The organism is Streptomyces sp. BK208, from assembly GCF_004364245.1.
Lineage (GTDB): Bacteria > Actinomycetota > Actinomycetes > Streptomycetales > Streptomycetaceae > Streptomyces.
Window position 1 is genome coordinate 354,888 of record NZ_SOAV01000004.1, and the last position, 21,626, is coordinate 376,513.

Below are 21,626 nucleotides of genomic sequence, written 5' to 3' on the forward strand. Positions count from 1 at the left end.
TGTACGCAGTGCGGTCGGTCCGCTCAGATATGGCCGCGGTCCTTGCCCTGGCGGGCGGAGCGGCGGGCGCGGGCCGCGCGTTGCCGGCGGGCCTGTTCCCTGGCGCGGTCCAGGCCGTCGCCGCTCTCCGGCCGGGAGGCCGCTTCGACGCCGGCCACCGGGCCCGCGCCGGTGGCCGCCAGGTGGCGGGCCAGGTCCCGGACTGTGGGGTGCGCGAAGAGGTCGACGACGGACAGCTCGCTGCCGATGGCGCGGTTGACGGCGCTCTGCGCGGTGACCAGGAGCAGCGAGTTGCCGCCCAGGTCGAAGAAGTTGTCGTCCAGGCCCACCCGGTCGCGGTTCAGGACCTCGCGCCACAGCTGGGCGAGCCGGCCCTCCAGGCGCCGCAGGTCTTCTTCCGTCTCGGGCTCGTTCGGGCGGGCGCCGGTGCCCGCCGAGGCAAGCGTCCACGCGTCGTCGGACAGGCCGGCCGCCTGGGCACCGGCGGCCGCGGCTCGGTACAGGGCTCCCAGGTCGGTGCCGTCCTCCAGGCCGACGCGGGCGGCCAGGCGCCGGGTCTGGCGCACGGGTGCCACGACGTGGCTGCCCACCCAGGGGGCGGTGCGGTCGGCGCCGATCAACAGGTGCGGTTCGTCCAGGGTGCGGGCGAAGTCGAACGAGCGCAGCGCGGCCGGCGGGTCGAGCAACCGGTAGCCCCGGGCCTCGGTGAGGGCGGTGAGACCGTAGCCGCGGCTCAGGCCACGGTTGCGCCACATGCTCCAGGCCAGCGACTGCGCGGGCAGGTCGAGGCTGCGGCGGTACTCGGCGAGGGCGTCCAGGTAGGCGTTGGCGGCGGCGTAGGCGGCGTTCATGGCGCCGCCGAAGAAGCCGTTGACCGTGGAGAAGGTGACGAACGAGACGTGCGGGTGGTCGGCGGTGAGCCGGTGCAGCGTCCACGCGCCGCGCACCTTCGCCTCCAGCGCCCGGCGCCAGGTGGTGGTGTCCAGGTCGCGCACGGGGCGTTCCACGAGCGTGCCCGCCAGATGCAGCACTGACCTCAAGGGCACGCCCCAGGTCTCGGCGGCGGCCTCGACGGCGGCCCGCACCTGGTGTTCGTCGGTGACGTCGGCGCTGGCATAGCGGACCTCTCCCCGCTCACGCAGCCCCGGCAGGGCGCGGGCCTCGTCTTCGGGGGTGCGGCCGAGGACGAGCAGCCGGGTGCCGGGGGTGCGCAGCAGGTGGGCGGCGATCTCGGCCCCGACACCACCGAGGCCGCCGGTGATCAGGGTGAAGCCACCGTGCGCGGGGGGTTCGGCGCGGGAGGGGGTTTCGGGCAGGGGGGCGAGGCGGCGTACGTAGCGGTGTCCGTCGCGGAGGGCGACGTCCGCGCCGTCGACGGTGTGCGCCGCCTCGGCCGCGAGGACGGTCAACGGGTCCGCGGTGTCGTCGGCGGGCAGGTCGAGGTGGCGGGCCCGCAGCGCGGCGGACTCCTCGGCCAGCGACTTCAGCAGGGCCGCGGCCATGGCGTGCGCCGGTGAGGGCCGGTCACCGGGCCGCACGGCCTGGGCGCCCGCCGAGACGTACACCAGGTCCACGGGACGCTGCGGGCCGGGCCGGCCGGCGAGGGCCCGGGCGAACGCCAGCAGCCGCTCCACGCCCGTCGTGTCGTCCGGCGCCACCGGCGGCTCTTCCGTGCCGCGGAGCCCGCCCAGGTACAGGACGGCGTCGACGGGCCGCTCGTCGTCCGCCAACTGGCCCAGCAGTGCGACGTAGTCGGCGGTCTCCAAGGGCCGGACCCGGTAGTGGGCGGCGTCCACCCGCTCGTACGCGGCCGCCTCCTCGACCACCGTGCACAGGCCGCCCACCGAGCGCAGCGCGTCGGCAAGCCGCTTGGCGAGTGCGCCGACCCGAGGGTCGCCGCCCGCCAGGACGAGGGTGTGCCGGCCCGGCGCCACGGCGGGGGCGTCGGGGCGTTGCGTCCGCTGCCACACCGGGCGCAGGAACCAGTCGGGGACGGTGGCCGCGGTGCCCAGCAGCACCTGGGTGCGGCGCACCTCGTCGTCGAAGTCGCCCGCCTCGAAGCTCTTGCGCAGCTTGGTGCGCTGGATCTTGCCGATCTCCGTCTTGGGGACGGCGTCCCGCGCCACCGGGATGAGGAAGGCCGGGCTGACGCCGATCTCCCGGGTGACCTTGCCGGCGACCTCACGCAGGGCGCGGGCCGGGTCGGCGCCGGCCTCGGGGGTGAGGTGCAGGAACAGGGCGAGTTCGTCGGTGGGCGAGGCGGGGTCGGTGCGTACCGCGACCGCGGCGGTGAAACTCCGCTCCGCGTGGGGGAGTTCCTCCACGCAGGCCTCGATCTCGTGGCTGTAGTGGTTGACGCCGTTGACGATGATGACGTCCTTGGCGCGGCCGGTGACGTAGAGCTCTCCGTCACGCAGGAACGCCAGGTCGCCGGTGTCGAACCAGCCGTCGTCGGTGAACGCCTCCGCGGTGGCGGCCGGATTGTCGTGGTAGCCGGCGGTCACCGAGGTGCCGCGGACCTGGAAGCGGCCCGCCTCGCCCTCGGGCAGGACAGCGCCCTGTTCGTCGACGACCCGCATGGCGAAGCCCGGGTAGGGGCGGCCGCAGCTCACGAACGTGCCCTCGCCCGGGACCTGTTCGGCGGGCAGGACGGCGTCGGTGACCACCGAGCAGGTCTCGGACATGCCCCAGCCGGGGTGCATCACGTCCTGCGGCAGGCCGAAGGGCCTCAGCGCGTGCAGGAAGCCCCGGGCCGCGGACGCGACGACGACCTCGCCTGCGTTCATCACCAACCGCATCGGCGACAGGTCCCAGTCACGGCCGGTGAAGCGGTGGGACTGTTCGGCCAGGAGCCCGAAGGCGAAGTTGGGCGCCCAGGTGACGGTGACCCGGTGCCGGTCGGCGAGGTCCATCCAGCGCAGCGGGTCCTGCAGTATCCAGGGGGTGGGGGCGTGGATCTGGCGGCAGCCCAGGTACACGTCGCGCAGGTGGAACATGACGACGCCGGTGACGTGGTCGAGCGGGATCCAGTTCAGGGAGACGTCGTCGGCGCCGAGGCCGTTGAGCTGCTCGGTGGCGGCCGAGCGGGTCAGCACGTTGCGGTGGGTGAGCCGTACCGCCTTGGGCAGGCCGGTGCTGCCGGACGTCATCAGCATCAGCATCAGGTCGTCGGGCCGGGCGGGGTACCAGTCGTGGTCCTCGGGCGCGGCGCGCAGGGCCTCGGCGGTGGTGACGCGCGGCCCGGGCCCGTCCTGCAGGGCGGCGACCGCACGCAGCCCGGCCTCGCGCCCGGCGGAGCAGACGATCGAGGGCCGGCCGAGCATCCGCCAGATGCCCTCCAGCTTGGCCAGCGCCGCGGAGGGGCTCTCGTAGGAGGCGGGGACGGTCAGCGGGACGGCGACGAAGCCGCCGAGGACGCAGCCCCACAGCACGGCGAGGAAGTCCTCGGTGACGTCGCACTGGAGGATGACCCGGTCGCCCGGACGCAGGCCGGCCCGGCGCAGCCCGGCCAGGACGCGGGATGCCTCGGGGATCAGGGATGCGTAGGTGCGCCGGTGCTCGCTGCCGTCGTCGTGGACGTGGACGATGTCGCCCTTCTCGCGTGCGGCGGCGCGGCGCAGGGCCTCGACCCAGCTCGGCACGGACGGTTCGATCAGGGCGGGGCCCTCGCTGACGGCGGGGACGGCGCGGACCGGCTCGGGGCGGGCGGTGGAGGCGGCCTGAGCGGGGCGGTCGGGCAGGCCGGTGTGGCGGCGTTCCAGTTCCTCGGGGGCGTTCTCCATCGCCACGTCGACGGCTGTGACGCCGGGCAGCTCGGCCAGCCGCTGCCGCCAGGTCCTGGCCGCGGTCGTGTCGACGGCGGGCAGGGCCCGCAGTGCCGCGCTGTCGACGCCGCCGTCCTCGGTCCGGGGCAGGGCGTTCACCGCCGTGACACGGACCGTGCCGTTGCCCGCGCGGGCCAGGACCTCCTCGACGCGTTCGGCGGCGTCGGGCCGCCCGGGCACCACGTACAGGCAGGCGGGGGCGTCGCCGTGGCCGGGCAACACGTAGGCCTCGCGGATGCCGGGCACGGACCGGGCCGCGTCCGCGAGCTCGGCCGTGTCGACCGTGGCCGGGAAGGCGGTGCGCTCGGGAAGCGCGGGCAGCTGCCCGAGGTGGACGGCGGGGTCGGTGCTCACCGTGCGCAGGACGTCGTGCAGGGCGCGGGCGAACGCCTCGGCGGTCCGGGCGTCGTAGAGGTCGGTGGCGTACTCGACTTGCAGGGTCAGGCCGTCGGGGGCGCCCGCGGCATCGTGGTGCTGAAGGACGTCGACGAACAGGTCGAACTTGGCGGTGCCGGTGGCGGTGGGCCGCAACCAGGTGCGGGTGCCGTCGAGTTCGAGGACGGCGGGTGCGTTGTTCTGCAGGGCCAGCATCACCTGGAACAGGGGGTGCCGGCCGGGCGCGCGGGTCGGGTTGAGGTCCTCCACCAGCCGGTCGAAGGGCAGGTCCTGGTGGTCCAGGGCGGCCAGGTCGGCGGTGCGCAACCGGGCGAGAAGGTCAAGGAAGGCGGGGTCGCCGGAGGTGTCGGCACGCAGTACGAGGGTGTTGGTGATCAGGCCGATCAGGGGGTCAAGGCCGGGTTCGGTGCGACCGGCGACGGGAGTGCCGAGGACGATGTCCTCGCCGGCGCCGCAGCGGGTGAGCAGGGCGCTGACGGCGGCGTGCAGCACCATGAACAGGCTGGCGCCCTCGCGGTCGGCCAGCCGCAGCAGTGCACGGTGCAGGTCGGCGTCGACGGCGACTTCGACGTGCGCGCCCGCGCCCCGCGGTGCGGTGGGACGGGGCCGGTCGCCGGGCAGCGTGCACTCCTCGGGCAGAGCGTCCAGCACGCCGCGCCAGTGGGTGGTGAGCCGCTCCAGGCGGCCGGGGCTGTCCGGACCGGGCGCGAGCAGGGCGCGCTGCCACAGCGCGTAGTCGGCGTACTGGACCGTCAGCGGGGGCCACTCCGGTGCCCGGCCCGCCCGGCGGGCGGCGTAGGCGACGGACAGGTCGGCGGCGAAGGGGGTGAGCGACCAGCCATCGGCGGCGCTGTGGTGCAGTACGAACAGCAGGACCCGGTCACTGCCGGTGCCCAACAGCCAGGCCGCCAGGGGGCTTTCCGCCGTCAGGTCGAAGGGGCGGCGCGAGGCTGCGTGGACGTGGGCGGCGATCTCCGCGGCGGGGCAGTCGACGCGCCGCAGCACCGTGCGCAGCTCTCCGGGCGCCAGGATGCGCTGGGAGGCCGTCCCGTCCTGTTCGGCGATCACCGTGCGCAGGCTCTCGTGCCGGTCGGCCAGGTCCCCGAGCGCGGCCTGGAGCGCCTCGGTGTCCAGGCCGGATCCGACGGGAACCAGGAGCGGGATGTGGTAGGTGGCCGCACCCTCGTCGAGCCGGTTCAGGAACCACATGCGTTCCTGGGCGAAGGACAGCGGCACCCGCTGCGGGCGAACGACGGCGCCGAGGACGGGTCGGGGCGGGGCGTCCTGCGTGCCCGCGGCGAACCGTTCGGCGAGCGCCGCCGGGGTCGGCGCCTCGAACAGGGCGGTGATGGGGATCTCCGCACCGGTCCGCCGCCGCAGCCGGGCCAGCAGCCGGGTGGCGAGCAGGGAGTCGCCGCCCAGGTCGAAGAAGCGGGCGTCCACGCCCACGGACTCGCGTGGCAGGTCCAGCACGTCCTCGAACAGGGCACACACCAGGCGCTGGTGCGCAGTCGCCGGCCGGGTGCCGGACGCGGCGGCGGCGAAGTCGGGATCGGGCAGGGCCTGCACGTCGAGTTTGCCGTTCGCGGTCAGCGGCAGGAGGTCCACGGGGACGCAGGCGACCGGGACCATGTGCTCGGGCAGGTGTGTGGCCGCGTGGGTGCGCAGGTCGGCGGGGTCCGCAGGGGTGTCACCCGAGGGGACGGTGTAGGCGACGAGGTGCAGGGCGCCGTTGCCGGTGCGGCGGGGAACGACGGCGGCGCGGGCGACGCCCGGGTGGTCGGTGAGGACGGCCTCGATCTCGCCGGGCTCGACGCGGAAGCCGCGCAGCTGTATCTGGGCGTCGGCGCGGCCGACGTAGTCGAGGGTGCCGTCGGGACGGCGCCGGGCCAGGTCGCCCGAGCGGTACATGCGGGTGCCGGGCGGGCCGTAGGGGTCGTCGAGGAAACGTTCCGCGGTCTGCTCGGGTCGGTTGAGGTAGCCGGGGGCGACGCCGGCGCCGGAGACGTACATCTCCCCTGTCGCGCCGGGCGGTACCGGCCGTCCCTCGGGGTCCAGCAGGTACACCCGCAGGTCGGCGAGCGGTCGGCCGATGACGCTGACGCGGCGCGGGTCGTCCAGGTCGGCTTCGGTGAGGCGGTGGTGGGTGACGTGCACGGTGGTCTCGGTGATGCCGTACATGTTCACCAGCGCCGGTCGGTCGAGGCCGTGCCGGTCGGCCCAGGGGCGCAGCCGCGCCGGGCGCAGGGCCTCCCCGCCGAAGATGACATAGCGCAACACCCCACTGCCGCAGCCGTGTTCGACGTCGGCATCGATGAGCTGCTCGAACGCGGACGGTGTCTGGCTGAGGACGGTTACGCCCTCGCGGTGCAGCAGGTCGAGGAAGTCGCGCGGCGAGCGGCTGACGGCATAGGGCACAACGACGACCCGGCCACCGTGCAGCAGGGCGCCCCAGATCTCCCACACGGAGAAGTCGAAGGCGTAGGAGTGGAACAGCGTCCACACGTCGTCGGCCCGGAAGTCGAAGTGCTCGGCCGCGGCGGCGAAGAGGCGAACGACGTTGGCGTGCGGCACGGGTACGCCCTTGGGGCGGCCGGTGGAGCCGGAGGTGTGGATGATGTACGCGGTGTCGGACGGGCTGAGCGGACCGTGCCGTTCGGTGTCGGTCAGGTCGGTGCCTGGGCGGCGGGCGAGATCTGCGGCCACCTGGGGGTCGTCCAGCAGCAGGGTGGGGACGGCGTCCCGGGCGAGGTGGGCGTGGGCGTGTTCGGTGACGAGGACGACGGGGGCCGCGTCCTCGACGACCATCAGCAGCCGCCCGGCCGGCTGACCCGGGTCCAGGGGCAGGTAGGCGGCGCCGGTCTTCAGGACGGCCAGCAGGGCGGGCAGCAGCCGGATGCCGCGCTCAAGGGCGAGCGCCACGACCCGGCCGGGGCCCGCGCCGTGCTCGGTCAGCAGCCGGGCGATCCGGTTTGCCTCGGCGTTGAGACCGGCGTAGGTGAGCCGCTCGTCCCCGTGGCTGACGGCCGTGCGCTCGGGCCCGGCCGCGGCCCGCTCCTCGAACAGCTGCGTCAGGGTCCGCCCGACCGGATACGTGTGCGCGGGTGTGTCGCAGGGGTGTTCGCCCGGCAGCAGGATGTCCAGATCACCCAGCGGCGTCGCCGGGCCGGCCTCGGCCATCAGGCGCAGCAGTGTGCAGAACCGGTCGCGGTGCAAAGCGAGTTCGTCCTCGCCGTACAGGGCGGGGTTGGCGTCGAGGGCCAGCCACAGTCCGCCGCCGCGCTGTCCGGGACGCACAGAGATCTGCAAGTCGTCGACGGCTCCGCCGGACAGGTGGTGCCAGGTGGTGGGGTGACCGCCGAAGACCGGGGACTCGTTGAACGGGACGATGTTCAGCACCGGCCCGTACAGTCGACGGCCGGTGCCCAGCAGGCCCAGGTCGCGGCGGAGGAACTCGCCGCGGTAGCGCTGGTGGCGACGCAGGGCCTGCAGTTCGCCGGCGACGGCCCGGGCGAGTTCCGCGACGCTCGTCGAGGGGGCGGCGGCCACGCGCAGCGGCAGGACGTCCGAGGCGGTGCCGGGGGTGCGCAGGGCGGCGCTGCCCAGCCGGCTCATCGTGGCCATGCCCAGCACCAGGTCGTGGGCGCCGGTCATCCGGTGCAGGTAGACGGCGGTCGCGGCGGTCAGCAGGTCGGTACGCCGGACACCGAGGCGGGCGGCCGCGGTGTCCAGGGCGTCGGTCTCGGCAGGCGTCAGTTCGGCGGTGCGGCGCAGGAAGGGCGCGGTGGGCGGCGCCGTGCGGGCAGTGAGCCGGGCGGGTTCGGGCAGGCCGGCCAGACGCTGCGCCCAGTGGTCACGGTCGCGGGCAGAGCGCTCGGAGGCGAGGTAGGCCGCCTCCTCCTCCTGGAGCCGGCGCACCGGCGCGAAGGCGCACGGCTCCGGTTCGCGGTCCTCGGCCAGCGCGTTGTACGTCTCGGCCAGGCGGCGCCCGAGGAGCTTGTAGCTGTAACCGTCCAGGAGCAGGTGATGGGCCCTCAGCAGCCACAAGTACCGGTCCTCGGCGAGGGTGAGCAGGGTGTGCGCGAACAGGGGACCCTTCTCCGGGTCCACCGGGGTCGCGAGGTCGGCTCGGACGTACTCCCATGCGGTGGCCTCCGGATCGGCGGCGCCGCTGACGTCGGCTCGGTTCAGACTCCAGTCGTCCGCGTCCGGAGCCGGGTGGCAGCGCGGACCTTCGTCGGTGTCGGCGAACCGCAGGGCGAAGGTGTCGGCCTCGGCCACGACGCGCCGCAACGCGGTCTCGAACAGAGCGCAGTCGAGGAGCCCGTGGATCTCCACGGCCTCCGCGGTGTTGTACGCGGCGCTGTCCGGTGCGAGCCGTCCGGCGTACCAGAGGCCCTCCTGGGCTCCGGACAGCGGTCGACATGCGTCGTCCTGGAGTGACATAGCGCAAACCTCACGTGGCAAACCGAAGATGTCCCGGACGGCGAGGCCCGGCCGGATCGGACGGGTGCGGCCACCCCCGTGCCGCCCCGCCCACGCGCGGTGTACGGCCGCACACCGGGCGCGGCCCACAGGGGGATGCAAAGGCCGCAACACCCGGGGTCAGGGCGATCACACCGTCTGCCCCGGTTTCACGTCACAGCACGTTGAGGGACCCGCACAGGCCGCGTCAAGGCGAACCGGCCCGCCGGCCGGCGATTCAGGGATTTCCCTGAGATCCGCCGGGCTAGGGAGTGCGGACCGCTGCTCAACTTCTAGGGAATTCACGCGACTTCCCCACCCGGAGGCCTCCGAGCTGGATTCCGCCGTGCACCGCCGTGCACCCTCGAAAAGCCCCCGACCTCCCCGCGGACCACCGCGGTGGCAGACCCGTCCCCGGGGCCGTGGACTTCCGGAACGAACGACGGAAAGAAGGCTGACGGCATGCACCGTGCGCTGTGTCCGGTCGAGACGCTCTACGTGGGCCAGAGAAGCAGGGCCGTGCTGTCCTGCACCCTGCGTGGGCCGGTGGACGTCGCGGCACTGTCGGCCGCGTTCGACGCCACGGCCGAGGCGAACCCGCCCCTGCGCTCCCGCATCGAACAGGACGGGGTGGGGCACCTGTTGCGCGTCCTCGATGCCGACGAGCGGCCCCGGCTGATCACCCGGACCGGCGACGAGACCGAGGCCTACGCGGCGGAGCTGAACAGGCCACTGCCGCTCGGAGGTCCCCTCAGCCGCGCCGTCCTGGTCAGCGCATCGGGCGGGGACCGCCACCTCTTCGTGCTGGTGATCGACCACACCGTCACCGACGGCCACAGCAGCATCGCGCTGCACAACGCCCTGTGGGACCGCTACCGGCAGTTGGTCGAGGGGGGCACCGGCGAGAGCGCCGATCCGGAGGACCCCCGCTGGCCGGAGCCGGTGAGCCGGCTGCTGCCTGCCGTCGACGACGGCGACACGGCGAAGTACCTGGACGGCCGCCTGGAGGAGATACGGCGCCACCCGGTCGAACTGATCCCCTACGACGCCGCCCCCGGCGAGGGGACCGACGCCGGCGGGCACATCGAGGTCCGCAGGATGACCCTGGACGCGGACCTCACCTCACGGCTGCGCCGGACGGCGCGCGCCTCGGGCGTCTCGGTGCACGCTCTGATCTCCGCCACCCTTCTGGTGACGGCGAGACGGCGGCTGCCGGGGGACGACGGAGCCCGCACGCTCGGTTGTCTCTCCCCCGTCGACCTGCGCTCGCGACTGTCCCCGCCGCTGCCCGCCTCCGCCCCGGTCCCCGCGGTCACCACCCACCTGCAGGCCCTTCAGGTGTCCGCGAGCTCCGAGCCGTCGGAGGTGGCCCGTGCCGTGCACGCCCGTCTCAGCGACTTCCTCTCCCGAGGTGACCACGTGCACGAGGTGCGCATCGCGCCGGAGATCCGCGGCAACCCCGCCCTGCAACTGGCCACGGTGATCGCCACCAACATGGGCGTGGTCCCGGGTCCGCGCCTGCCCGGCGGGCTGCGGGCCGTCGACGTACGGCTGGTCCCGGGCCGCGAGCACTACTTCCCGCAGGCCGGTCGCAGCCCCGTCATGGCCTGCGTCGTCTCCTTCGAGGGCCGGCTCAGCATCGAGTTCCCCCACTCCACCGCCTGTTACAGCCCTGACTTCATGAGGGCTTTCCGCGACGACGTGCACGCCGGACTCCTGGCGTTCACGGATGCGTCCGAGCCCGGGCACGCCCTGGCCGCCACCGGCTGAGTACGTCCACGCGTTCGCCCCTTCGACCTCGCCCGCCCGGCCGTAAGGAACCTCTGTCCGTCATGAAGACCTTCAGCGAACTCCCCTCCCCCCTCACGCTGCTCCCCCGAGCCCAGTCGGGCGACGAGCACGCGATGAACCACCTGCTGACCGCCATCACGCCCTTTGTGGCGCGTCTCTGCCGGTCCATCACCCATGACGACGGCGCCGACGCCACGCAGGAGGCACTGCTCGCCGTCTACCGCGGCCTGGGATCCCTGCGCGAACCGGCGGCGTTCTACGGCTGGGTGCGCTCCGTGTCGGTCCGGGAAGCCGTCCGCACCGCCAAGCGCTACGGCACGGAGAGCTGGTGCTCCGAGGTGGAAGCTCAGCAGGAGACCAATCCCATGGACGCGGTGTACATCATCGACGTGCTGGAACGCCTGTCGCAGGCGCACCGGCAGGTCCTCACCCTGCGTGCCTACGGGCTCAACGAGGAGGAGATGGCCGAGGTGCTCGCCCTGCCCGTGGGCACCGTCCGTTCCCGTCTCTTCCGTGCCCGCCGCCGGTTCCAGGAAGCCTGGCAGCCCTCGGCAGCGTGAGGCCGGTCCGGCCACTTCGGGGGCCGGGCCGTTACGACGGCGGCCGTGGCGGTGTTTCCGCCACGGCCGCCGCGCGGGGCCCGGCAGGCCCCGTTCCGCACTACCGCACGCATTCCGGGAGGACACGCGGGGGCCACTGCCCCGCGGCGAACATCCCGAGGGCGTGTGCCCGCGCCACGAGGGCGGGCCGGTTGGGCGCGTCGAAACGACGCAGCATCTGTCCGACGCGGTACTCGATGCCCTGGCGGCTCAGATACAGACGGGAGGCCAACTGCACCGTGGAATCGCCACTCGCCACACCCTCCAGAACCTGCGCGTCGAGGGCGCTGAGCACGGGCCCGCCGGTGACCGCTTCCGTCGTCCGGCGCAGGAGGACGACGACACCGGCCGTCTCACCAGAGGGCTGCCTGACGGCGATGGCGGTGATTTCGGCATGAAAACTACGGCCGTCGCCGTCCCGGCCCGTCACCTTCTGCTTGAATCTCCGGCTACGCCCCGAGGAAAGCGCGGCACACTGTTCCCGCAAATGGCCTGGGGTCGGGGTACGGAGCAGTTCGAGGAGCCCCCGTCCGCAGATTTCTTCGGCACTCAGGCCGAATTGGCGGGCGAATTCGGGTTCCGCGGCCGTGACCGCGAGGTCCCGCGGGGAGACGTGGGCCGTGCAGGTGGCCGCCGGGGTCACATGGTCCTGCGCGGCGATCAGGTCGCGGCGGGCGGGAACAGCTGTGGCTGCGGTCTTCTTCTTGCCGGGCGAGGCGTCGGGGAAACTCGTGGTGGCCACGGACGTACCGTCCTTCTTCCTGCACGTGGGGGGCTGGGAAGGGTGTCACGGACGCGGAGCGGACCGATGCGCTGTACTGGGTGTCGACGAGCGCCCGGTGACGGCACGCGCCACCTCGTCGGTGGCCGGGGCCGCAGTTCCGCGTCGTTCCCGGCCGGCGGCGGGCCATGGAGCCGGGATCGGGTCAGGTGAGCGGAGAGAGCGGTGCCGAGACGACCGTCATCCGGGCCTGCTGGGCAACGTTGTCATCGCTGTCGTTCGAGCCCGGGGTACGGTCCCGTCGACGGGCCGCCCAAGGGCCGGGCGGGCGACACGTAAGCCCTGCCGAGACGAGAAGCGCGTTCGGCCATGGGGAGCACGAGAACCTCCACGAGACGAAGAGGGGATCGCTTGGGGGAAGCCTCCTTCGAGATTAAGGGGAGACAACCCTTGAGACAAGAGTTTGCCAGGTGACCTGGGCAACGCGTGAACTCATCTGCGAATGGGCCGAATTCGGGCCCCACGAACCCCCCTCACCAACAATCCCGCCGGCCCGGGACGCTGCCCCTGGAATGCGCTTGCCTGCCACGCCCAACCGCTTGTCGCCCCTTGCCGCGCTCCTTAAAGTGCTGACAACTCACCTGCCCGATCGGGCAAGCGGAACCACGGATACCGCGCCGATCGGGCCACCTGACCCGAGGAGGGAGATGCTCGACCAGCCGCAGTTCGGCCGTCGACTCAAAAGACTCCGGACCGCACGCGGCCTGAGCCAGGCCGACGTCGTCGGCGACGGCATGTCGACGGGACACCTGTCACGCCTGGAGTCCGGCGACCGGCGGCCCACCGAGCGCACCGTGGCCTACCTCGCCCAGCGACTCGGCGTCGACGCTTCGGCCCTGACCGGCCCGCAGGACGGCAGGTCCCTGGGCGGAGTGCTGGCCGCCGTGGCCTCGGCGCCGTCCGGGACGGACAGCACCGCGGCGCTCAGTCGCGCGGTCGAGGAGGACCCCGGCGAGGACCCCGCCGCCCGCTGGCAGGCCCTGTGGCTGCTCAGCCAAGCCGCCGATCGGGACGGCGACCACCAATCGGAGCGCACACGCCTGCTGGAACTCCTGGCGCTGAGCCGCTCGTTGGGCGCCCCCGACCTCCACACCCGCTCGCTCGTCCGCTACGCGCGCTGCACACGGGCGATCGGCGACCTGGCCACGGCGGAATCGGCGGCGACGGAGGCGCTCTCCCTCGCCCGCACCGCGCACCTGTGCGTGCCCGACACCCTCGCCGCCCTGCTGGAGCTGATCAACAGTGAGACGGAACTCGGCCGGTGGGAGGCGGCCTCGCAGCACGTCGGCGAGTTGGACCGCGATCTGCTGCCCCGGGCGTCTGCCGTACAGGCGGCCGAGGCCCTGTGGACGGCCGCCGTGGTCAGCAGCCGCAAGGGCGACGACGCGGCCGCCATGGCCCGGCTGAACAAGGCCCTGGGTCTACTCAAGGGCGGACGGGAGGACCTCACCGCGTGGGCCCGGCTGCGGACCGCTGCCGCCGCTGCGGCACTGCAGATGTCACCGCCTCGGGTGGCCGCCGCGGAGGAGTGGCTGACAGAGGCCGCCTCCGTCCTCGATCTGACCGGCACGCCTGCGCAGCTCCAGGAACTGCACACCCTCCAGGCCCATCTCGCCTTTGCACAGGGCCGGTTGGAGGACGCCGCCCTGCTCAGTCGGACCGTGCTGTCCGAGGAGGATTTGCGTCTCCCCTACCGTGACCGGGTACGCCTGTCGGTCCTCGACGGCCGGCTGGCGATCCACGCGGGCCGGGTCGAGGAGGGCGTCGCCGCGCTCCAACAGCTCGCACGACAGGCCACGCAGTCCAGGTACGTCGGCCTCGCCGCTGACGTATGGCAAGCGCTGGCCACCGCTCTGGCTGCCCGCATCCACCCCTCCGGGGCGGCCCCCTGCCAAACTCGCCCCGGCCGGTCGGACGGACCGCGGTCCGTCCGCCGGCTGGGCACTCGCGCCGGCGGGGCGGACGGCCTCGCAGAGAGCAGAGGGAAGCCGTGACGACGGCGCGATGGCCCACCGGCGCGAAGGGCCTGGGCCTCGCGCGGAGCGGGCACTGACCGGCCGGTGGACCCCCCGGATGTGGCCGTGGACAGTCGAGGAGCGCGTCACCTGCCCCGAAGACCTACCGCCAGCGTCAGTTCAAGGACCCGGTGCGGTGATGCGAGATCCGGGAACAGCTCCCGCACCTGCGACATCCGGTACCGGACGGTCTGGGGATGGACGAACAACGCCGCCGCCACCTCGTCCCGCCTGCCCTGGTGCAGCAGCCACGCCCGCAACGTCTCCTCCAGCCGCCGCGCGGTCGAGTCGGGCAAGGTCCGCAACGGTGCGAGCGCTCGGGCACGCAGGTCCACGAAAGCGTCCATGTCGGCGCTCAGCACCAGCTCGGACAGGTGCTCCTCGGTGTCGCGAATGCCGGAGGAGAGGGAGCGCGCGCGTACGGCTCGTGCGTACGAGGCCGACGCACGCGTCCACGGCCGGGCAGGGCCCACCACGGCGGTGCGGTCGGCCAGCTGTCGCATGAGACGTGATCGGTCGGCATCGGGGACAAGCAGCACACCCGTGGCGTCCGGCAGATCGTCGAGGACGAGGGTGCTCGGGTCGAGCACGCGGTAGGCAGGCCGGGCCTGGGCGGCGGGCAGCAGGACCGCGGTCAGCGAAACCGGAGGCTGCCACCCGGCCCGTTGAGCTGACACAAGCAGTACGTCCGGGCTCGAGCCGGCGAGGAGGTCGCGGGCCAGTTGTTCCAGGTGGCGCTCCTGAGCCCGGCCCTGGGCGGCCAGTTCGTCGGCATGGCCCGCGGCGCTCGCGGCGGAGAGCTCGTCGATGTAGGCGAAGGTCAGCTCGGCGAACTTGGCGACCTCGGCGGCGGGCAGACCCGCGGGTACGGCACCTGCTGCCAGGCATCGCCAGGCCACGCGGGCACCGACGCGGTAGGCGCTGAGCAGAGCGTCCATCGAACGGCCGTCGCGCACCTCGCCCCGGCCCAGCTCGTAGGCGGCGTCACCGGCGTCGCCGCCGGTGGCGTTCCCGCTCGCGAGGTCCAGGTAGTGCCCCAAGGCGGTGCGGACGGCTCGGCGGATGGTGCCGCCCATGCTGCCCGACAGGGCATTGGCGTAGGGAGGAACCTCGTCGATGATCGCCTGGACGACCTCGTCGGCGGTGGTCCTCAGCGCGGCCCGCAGTGCGGTGACCGTTCTCTCGTCCAGGGCCAGTTCGCTGGCCCTCTGGACTGCATGGCTCATTTCTTGTTCCCTGCGAACAAATAGGGCGGCCAGATTCACGTCCTGCGGTCAGGACTTTACGCCTTCGGACTCACCAAGCTGGGGTCATGACGAGTACAGCCCTCCGCAGCAGGGCGTGGAAACTACTGGAGATGGTCACGACGCCGCTGCTGCCGTCGGACTACCTCGACCTGGTCAGCCCGCTGCGAGCGGGCGCCGACCTGCGTGGGCGCATCGAGGCCGTGCTTCCCGAGACGGATGACGCCGCGACCATCGTGATCAGGCCGGGACGGGGCTGGCGTGGACACACCGCCGGCCAGTACGTGCGGATCGGCGTCGACGTCGACGGTGTGCGCCTGTGGCGTGCCTACTCGATCACCTCCCCGACGGACCGGCGCGACGGCCGCGTCACGATCACCGTGAAGGCGATCCCGGGGGGCAAAGTCAGCAACCACCTCGTCCGCAGGGCGAAGCCGGGCACGCTGATCCAGCTCGACCAGGCGACCGGTGACTTCGTGCTGCCGAAGACCAGGCCCGCCAAGGTGCTGTACCTGACGGCCGGAAGCGGCATCACGCCGGTCATGGGCATGCTGCGCGACACCGAGTTCGACGACGTCGTCATGGTCCACTGCGCTCCACAGCCGCAGGACGTGATCTTCCGCAACGAACTGCACGGTCTGGTCGCGGATACGAAGCTGCGGCTCACCGAGGTGCACACCGACACCGACGGCATACTGGACATCGCCCGTCTCGACGAACTCGTGCCCGACTGGGCCGAGCGCGAGACCTGGGCCTGCGGGCCCGCGGGCGTGCTCGACGCCGCCGAGAAGCACTGGAGCGAGCACGGCGTACCGGAGCGCCTGCACACCGAACGCTTCCGCCCCGGCATCGTCGTCGCCGGTGACGGCGGCGAGGTCACCTTCAGCACGACCGGCAAGACCGTCGCCGCGGACGGCGCCACGCCGTTGCTGGACGTCGGCGAGGAATCCGGGGTCCTCATGCCCTCCGGTTGCCGTATGGGCATCTGCTTCGGCTGCGTCACACCGCTCAATGCGGGTGCCGTACGCGACCTGCGCACCGGCGAGGTCACCGAGGCCGAGCCGGGCGTCCTCATCCAGACCTGTGTGTCCGCCGCGGCGGGCCCCTGCAGCATCGAACGGTAGGAGCACCTTGACCGCCATCGACCCCACCGCCCACCTGACCGCGGAGCAGATCGAGGAGCTCGGCCGCGAGCTGGACGCGATCCGCGACGAGGTGATCGCCGGCCGCGGCGAGAAGGACGCCGCCTACATCCGGAAGGTCATCTCCGCCCAGCGCAAGCTCGAGCTGGTCAGCAGGGGCGTGCTGCTGTTCTCGATCTTCCCGCCCGCGTGGCTGATCGGCACCGCCGGGCTCTCTGTAGCGAAGATCATGGACAACATGGAGATCGGGCACAACATCCTGCACGGCCAGTGGGACTGGATGCGGGACCCGAAGATCCACTCCACCACATGGGAATGGGATCACGTCTCGCCGGCGGACCAGTGGAAGCACTCGCACAACGAGCTGCACCACACGTACACCAACGTGATCGGCAAGGACAACGACCTCGGCTACGGCATCATGCGCGTCGACGAGGACCAGAAGTGGCATCCCTTCCACCTCGGCCAGCCGCTGTGGAACTTCATCAACGCCTGCTTCTTCGAGTACGGCATCGCAGCGTACGACCTGGAGCTCGGCAAGAACCTGAGCAAGCGCCGCCGCAAGAACCCGGAGTTCCGCGCGCGGGCCAAGGCCGTGGGCCGCAAGATCCGCAAGCAGGTGCTCAAGGACTACGTGATCCACCCGCTGCTGTCGGGCCCGTCGTTCCTCCCCACACTCGCCGCCACGTTCACCGCCAACCTGGTCCGCAACCTCTGGTCCCACTCGGTGATCATGTGCGGGCACTTCCCCGAGGGCGTGCAGGTCTTCGAGCGCCGGTCGATCAAGGGTGAGACACGCGGCCAGTGGTACCTGCGCCAGATGATGGGCTCGGCGAACATCAGCGGCAGCAAGGCCATGCACTTCATGACCGGCAACCTGTCCCACCAGATCGAGCACCACCTGTTCCCGGACCTGCCGAGCAACCGCTACGCCGAGGTCGCGGTGAGGGTGCGCGCGCTGTTCGAGAAGTACGAGCTGGAGTACGTCACCGGGCCGCTGCCCCAGCAGGTGTTCTCCGCGTGGCGCAAGGTCTTCCGGCTCTCGCTGCCGAACAGGAAGAAGCCCGCGGCCCAGACGCCGGCCCGCGAGCAGGAGCTCGTCGCGGCCTGATGCCCCGGCACGGCGCCTCCGCCCGGTCCAGGCGCAGCGGGAGCGGGCCCTGGCTGGTCGGGGCAGCCATGTCGACCGTGCCGTGACTGGGGATGTGCCGCGGGCCGGGCGGCAGGGGGACCGGCCGCGCCGCCGGAGCGGTCGGAGTCCAAGGAGTGGCCCGGCAGGCCACGCCCGCCCTGGACTGACGTGCGAAGACGGTCTCTACAACCTGTGCCATGTCGTACCGCTGGACTCGCACGCCGACACCACGGAACACGCACCGAGATCCGGCCCAGGTGCGGACCCGCTCGGCTCAACGGCAGACGATCCCACCCTCTGCCGCAGGCCAGAGGCGACGGTGAGCGTGTACCACCTGCAGACCAAGAACCCTCCTGGTGTCGTACTCGCCCAAGAAGCTCGGCTTCTTCTAGACACCCGGGAAGGGGGCCTGGCTGGGCACGACCAGGCGACTTGCCTGGTCAGGCCCCCGTGTGCCGGGGACCTGCCCTCTCGGTAGTGTGTCCGGCCGGTCCGTGCGAGGGCTTCCGGCTGAGAGTGATGAGGCTGCAATGAGTGAACCGACGAAGCCCGAGGTCGACGTTCCGGAGGGTGACGCTCCTGCCGAGCTGACCATCCGGGACCTGGTCGTCGGGGACGGTGCCGAGGTGAAGCCGGGCATGGTGGTCAGGGTCCACTATGTCGGGGTGACCTTCGCGACCGGGAAGGAGTTCGATGCCTCCTGGGACCGGGACCAGCCGTTCAAGTTCGCCCTGGGCAGTGGCAAGGTCATCAAGGGCTGGGAACCGGGGGGTGAGGGGGATGAAGGTCGGCGGCCGCCGCGAGATCATCGTTCCCCCGCGTCTCGGCTACGGCAACCAGTCGCCCTCCCCGTTGATCCCGCCCGGATCGACCCTGGTCTTCGTGGTGGACCTGCTGGACTCGTTCTCCAGGACGACCGGGTGGAGCAAGGCCTGGTGAGTCCGATCGCCCCTCCCCTGCGCTGCGGAAGCGACAGCCCTAACGTGGCTTCTGGACCTCGGTGTTCTGGCAGGCGTGCAGCAGCCAGCGTCCGTCGTCCTGCCTGGTCATCACGTAGAGCGGGGCGCCCTCCGTGTCGCCCTCGGCCGAGTGGTAGACCTGCCGGACCTTGACCGCGGCCACGTCCGGACGCAGGAACTGCGTGTGGGTCACCTCGTAGGTGACGTCGCCGTCCCAGACGGCGGCGGGGAGGACCGCACGGGTGAACCCGGCGATCGCGTCGAGGCCCAGGAGGACCTTGCCGTGGGCGGTGGTCCAGAGCGCGTCGGGGTGGAAGAGGGTGAGGAACCCTTCGGCGTCCTTGGCGCGCTGGGTGCGTTCGACGGCGGCCACGACGCCTTCGATGGCCTTGATGTCGGCCGGGTGTGCTTCCACGTATGCGTCTTCTGTGCTCATGTGGACCACTGTCGTACCTCAAGTGCGCGTGAGGTCAAGGCCGGAAGGATGGACGGGCGGGCTGTGCGGAAAGGCCGGTTCCCGCGGGCGTCGGCCCGTGGTTGACCCTCGACCTGGTCGAGGGACCAGGGTGGCGGACGTGGAGAGCGAGATGCGCAGCATTGGGGAGACGGCCCGCGACAGCGGACTGGGGGTGAGCGCCCTGCGGTTCTACGACCGGGCCGGCGTGCTGGTCCCGGCGCGGGTCGATCCGGTGAGCGGGTACCGCTGGTACGCCCCGGAACAGCTCGAAGAGGCCAGGTTGCTGGCCCGGCTGCGGCGGGCGGGCATGCCGTTGGCGGACGTCCGGCTGGTGCTGGCCGGCTGGTCCGGCCCGGACACGGATCTGGTGCGCGGGCTTCTCGGGGCGCACCTGCGCCGTCTCGAACGCGGGCTGACCGAGGCCCGCGGCGAGTTCTCCGCACTCGAAGCGCTGCTCGATCGCAGGGAGAACCCCATGACCGCCTCGCCGCTTACCGGCATCGTCCGGCTGTCCCTTTCCGCGTCCGCACTGGCGGGCGCGCTCGACGCGGTCCGTTTCGCCGTCGCCACGGACCCCGAGCTGCCGATGCTCGGCGGGGTGCTGTTCGACGTCGACGGTGACGCACTGCGCGTGGTGGCCACCGACCGGTACCGGATGGCCGTCGCGCGCGTGGCCGGTGCCGGACACGGTGGCCCGCGTGAGCAGGTCCTCGTGCCCGCCCCGCTCGTCGACGCGATGCGGGCGCTGCTGGGTGACGACGGGGCCGCCGACTTCGCCCTGGAGGGCGACCGCGTGACGCTGGAGGCGGGAGAGCGCCGGGTATCGGGCGAGCGTCTCGCGCACGACTTCCCCGACTACCGCCGTCTCGTCCGGCTGCCGTCGGGGCGGCGGGTCGTCGTCGACGTCCCCGGGTTCCGGGAGGCGCTGGAGGCCGGTCCCGTCCGCGTGGCGGAGGCGGGCGAGCCGGGCCGTGCGGCGCGGGACGTCAGTGTGCTGGCGACGGCGGACGACGGCGCGGTGGTGGTCTGCGGGGACGGCGACGAGGACGGGAACGACGTCGGCGTCGACCGCGGGTTCCTGCTGGACGCGCTCGCCGCCGCGGGCCGGGACCGGCTCGTCCTGGAGTTCGGTGCCGCCCCCACGACGCCCCTGGCGATCCGCCGGGTGGACGACGAGGAGACGTTCTCGCTGCTGATGCCGGTCCGCCTGGACGACTGACGGTGAGCGGGCCGCCCCTCGCCGCGGCCCGCCACCACCGCCGTCCTCGCCGTCGCTCCCGCTCCCGCTCCCGCCCCCGCTCTCGCCGTCGCCCTCGCCCTCGGTCCCCGCCTTTCCCGGACGGTACTGGGACGGCCCGGTCCCGGCGCGCCGTGCCGAGCGGGGGTCGACCACCTGGCGCATCCTGTGGGACCTGCGCACCGCCCTGGAGGGCTGACGGCCGGAAACCCTTCCGGTGCGGCCGGCTGCCTCCGGCGATCGGCCTGCCCTCCACCCCGTAGGCCCCCCGGCGATCGGCCTGCCTCCACCCCGTACGATCCCCGCCGGTCCGCCGGCCTCCACCCGACGGTCCGCCACCGTCCGCCCGTCTCCATCCGCACCATGTCCCACCGGCCCGCCGGCTCCCACCCGCACCACCTGTTGTCGATCTGCCGGCTTCCACCCGCACGATCCCCCGCCGGGCCCGGGCGGGTCGCCGTAGTATCGGATGATCTCGTGGGGAAGGCGGGCGGACATGGGCAGACAGCGTCCCGGTACGCCGACGCTGGAGGAGGTGGCCGCGCGCGCAGGCGTGGGCAGGGGCACCGTCTCGAGGGTCATCAACAACGCGGCCGGCGTGCGGGATTCGACCCGTCGCGCCGTGCAGCGGGCCATCGCCGAACTGGGGTACGTGCCGAACCTCGCGGCGCGTTCCCTGGCGGGGCACCGTGCCGACGCCGTCGCGCTGGTGATGACGGAGCCGGACTGGCGGCTGTTCGGGGAGCCGTTCTTCACCGAGATCGTCCACGCCGTCGGCGACGCCCTCACGGACACCCCGGTGCAGCTGCTGCTCACCCTGGTCCTCACGGACACCGAGCGGCAGCGCTTCGTGGAGTACGCCCGTGGCGGCCGGGTCGACGGCGTGCTGCTCATGTCCGTGCACGCCGAGGACCCGTTGCCGGACATGCTGGCCAAGGCGGGGCTGCCCACCGTGATGCTGGGGCGCCGTTCCGGCGAGGAGAGCGTCACGTACGTCGACGCCGACAACGCGGGCGGAGCGCGCGGCGCGGTGACGTACCTGCTGGAGGCCGGCCGGAGCACGATCGGGGCGATCAGCGGACCGCTCGACATGTACGTCGCCCAGTGCCGTCTGCGCGGATACCACGATGCGCTGGAGTCGGCGGGCGTGGCCGCAAGGTCGTCGTTGGTCGTCGAGGGGACCGACTTCACAGAGGAGAGCGGGCACCGGGCGATGACCGAACTGCTCGACCGCCACCCGGACCTCGACGCGGTCTTCGCCGCCTCCGACACGATGGCCGCCGGAGCGCTCCACGCACTGCGCGCCGCGGGCCGCCGGGTGCCGCAGGACGTCGCGGTGATCGGCTTCGACGACTTCCACCCGGCCCGCCGCACGGATCCGCCGCTGACGACCGTCCGGCAGCCCCTGGAGGAGATCGGCCGCACGATGGTGCGGCTGCTGCAGGAGGAGATGGAGGACACTCCGGTCGCCTGGCGGCAGGTCATTCTCCGTACGGAACTGGTGATCCGGGACTCCGCCTGAGCGAGGGGAACCGGCGCCTGAGGGCCGTGTGCCCCCGGGGACTTCTTCGGGAGCGCTCCCGAG

Annotated in this window: 11 protein-coding genes and 1 pseudogene; 8 read left to right on the top strand and 4 right to left on the bottom strand. The window is 72.7% G+C overall.

Annotated features, from left to right (window positions below; genetic code table 11):
* Positions 1-23 precede the first annotated feature (23 nt).
* On the bottom strand, positions 24-8,666 hold the full coding sequence (locus EV562_RS12640; RefSeq protein ID WP_133886870.1) for a non-ribosomal peptide synthetase: 8,643 nt from the start codon (positions 8,664-8,666) through the stop codon (positions 24-26).
* Positions 8,667-9,146: 480 nt separating this feature from the next.
* On the opposite strand from EV562_RS12640, the gene EV562_RS12645 reads away from it, so the two are divergent.
* A complete protein-coding gene (locus EV562_RS12645; RefSeq protein ID WP_133886871.1) occupies positions 9,147-10,454 on the top strand; it encodes a condensation domain-containing protein in 1,308 nt (435 codons plus the stop codon).
* 62 nt (positions 10,455-10,516) lie between these two features.
* Positions 10,517-11,035 (top strand): RNA polymerase sigma factor, encoded by a 519-nt coding sequence (locus EV562_RS12650; RefSeq protein ID WP_133886872.1) that lies wholly within the window; start codon positions 10,517-10,519, stop codon positions 11,033-11,035.
* 100 nt (positions 11,036-11,135) lie between these two features.
* Here the strand turns inward: EV562_RS12650 and EV562_RS12655 are convergent, their stop codons facing one another.
* On the bottom strand, positions 11,136-11,816 hold the full coding sequence (locus tag EV562_RS12655) for a PAS domain-containing protein (protein ID WP_133886873.1): 681 nt from the start codon (positions 11,814-11,816) through the stop codon (positions 11,136-11,138).
* Between the two features lie 686 nt (positions 11,817-12,502).
* Here EV562_RS12655 and EV562_RS12660 point away from each other — a divergent pair.
* On the top strand, positions 12,503-13,849 hold the full coding sequence (locus EV562_RS12660) for a helix-turn-helix domain-containing protein (RefSeq protein WP_133886874.1): 1,347 nt from the start codon (positions 12,503-12,505) through the stop codon (positions 13,847-13,849).
* 107 nt (positions 13,850-13,956) lie between these two features.
* Here EV562_RS12660 and EV562_RS12665 read toward each other — a convergent pair whose 3' ends face one another.
* Positions 13,957-15,096: a PucR family transcriptional regulator gene (locus EV562_RS12665; RefSeq protein ID WP_133886875.1), complete on the bottom strand. Its 1,140-nt coding sequence runs from the start codon at positions 15,094-15,096 to the stop codon at positions 13,957-13,959.
* Between the two features lie 86 nt (positions 15,097-15,182).
* On the opposite strand from EV562_RS12665, the gene EV562_RS12670 reads away from it, so the two are divergent.
* The 3 genes and pseudogenes from EV562_RS12670 to EV562_RS12685 all read left to right on the top strand — a co-directional run bounded on the left by EV562_RS12670 (position 15,183) and on the right by EV562_RS12685 (position 18,327).
* Positions 15,183-16,238: a ferredoxin reductase gene (locus EV562_RS12670; protein WP_133886876.1), complete on the top strand. Its 1,056-nt coding sequence runs from the start codon at positions 15,183-15,185 to the stop codon at positions 16,236-16,238.
* A 7-nt stretch (positions 16,239-16,245) separates the two neighbouring features.
* Positions 16,246-17,367, top strand: a complete 1,122-nt coding sequence (locus tag EV562_RS12675) for an acyl-CoA desaturase (RefSeq protein ID WP_133886877.1) — start codon at positions 16,246-16,248, stop codon at positions 17,365-17,367.
* 551 nt (positions 17,368-17,918) lie between these two features.
* Positions 17,919-18,327 (top strand): annotated as a pseudogene (locus EV562_RS12685) (FKBP-type peptidyl-prolyl cis-trans isomerase).
* A 39-nt stretch (positions 18,328-18,366) separates the two neighbouring features.
* Here EV562_RS12685 and EV562_RS12690 read toward each other — a convergent pair.
* Positions 18,367-18,783 (bottom strand): SgcJ/EcaC family oxidoreductase, encoded by a 417-nt coding sequence (locus tag EV562_RS12690; RefSeq protein ID WP_243860041.1) that lies wholly within the window; start codon positions 18,781-18,783, stop codon positions 18,367-18,369.
* Positions 18,784-18,934: 151 nt separating this feature from the next.
* Here EV562_RS12690 and EV562_RS12695 point away from each other — a divergent pair, with 151 nt between their 5' ends.
* Both EV562_RS12695 and EV562_RS12700 read left to right on the top strand, forming a co-directional pair.
* Positions 18,935-20,023 (top strand): MerR family transcriptional regulator, encoded by a 1,089-nt coding sequence (locus EV562_RS12695; protein ID WP_208298340.1) that lies wholly within the window; start codon positions 18,935-18,937, stop codon positions 20,021-20,023.
* A gap of 514 nt (positions 20,024-20,537) precedes the next feature.
* Complete coding sequence (locus EV562_RS12700) at positions 20,538-21,563, top strand: LacI family DNA-binding transcriptional regulator (protein WP_133886880.1); 1,026 nt, start codon at positions 20,538-20,540, stop codon at positions 21,561-21,563.
* Positions 21,564-21,626 lie beyond the last annotated feature (63 nt).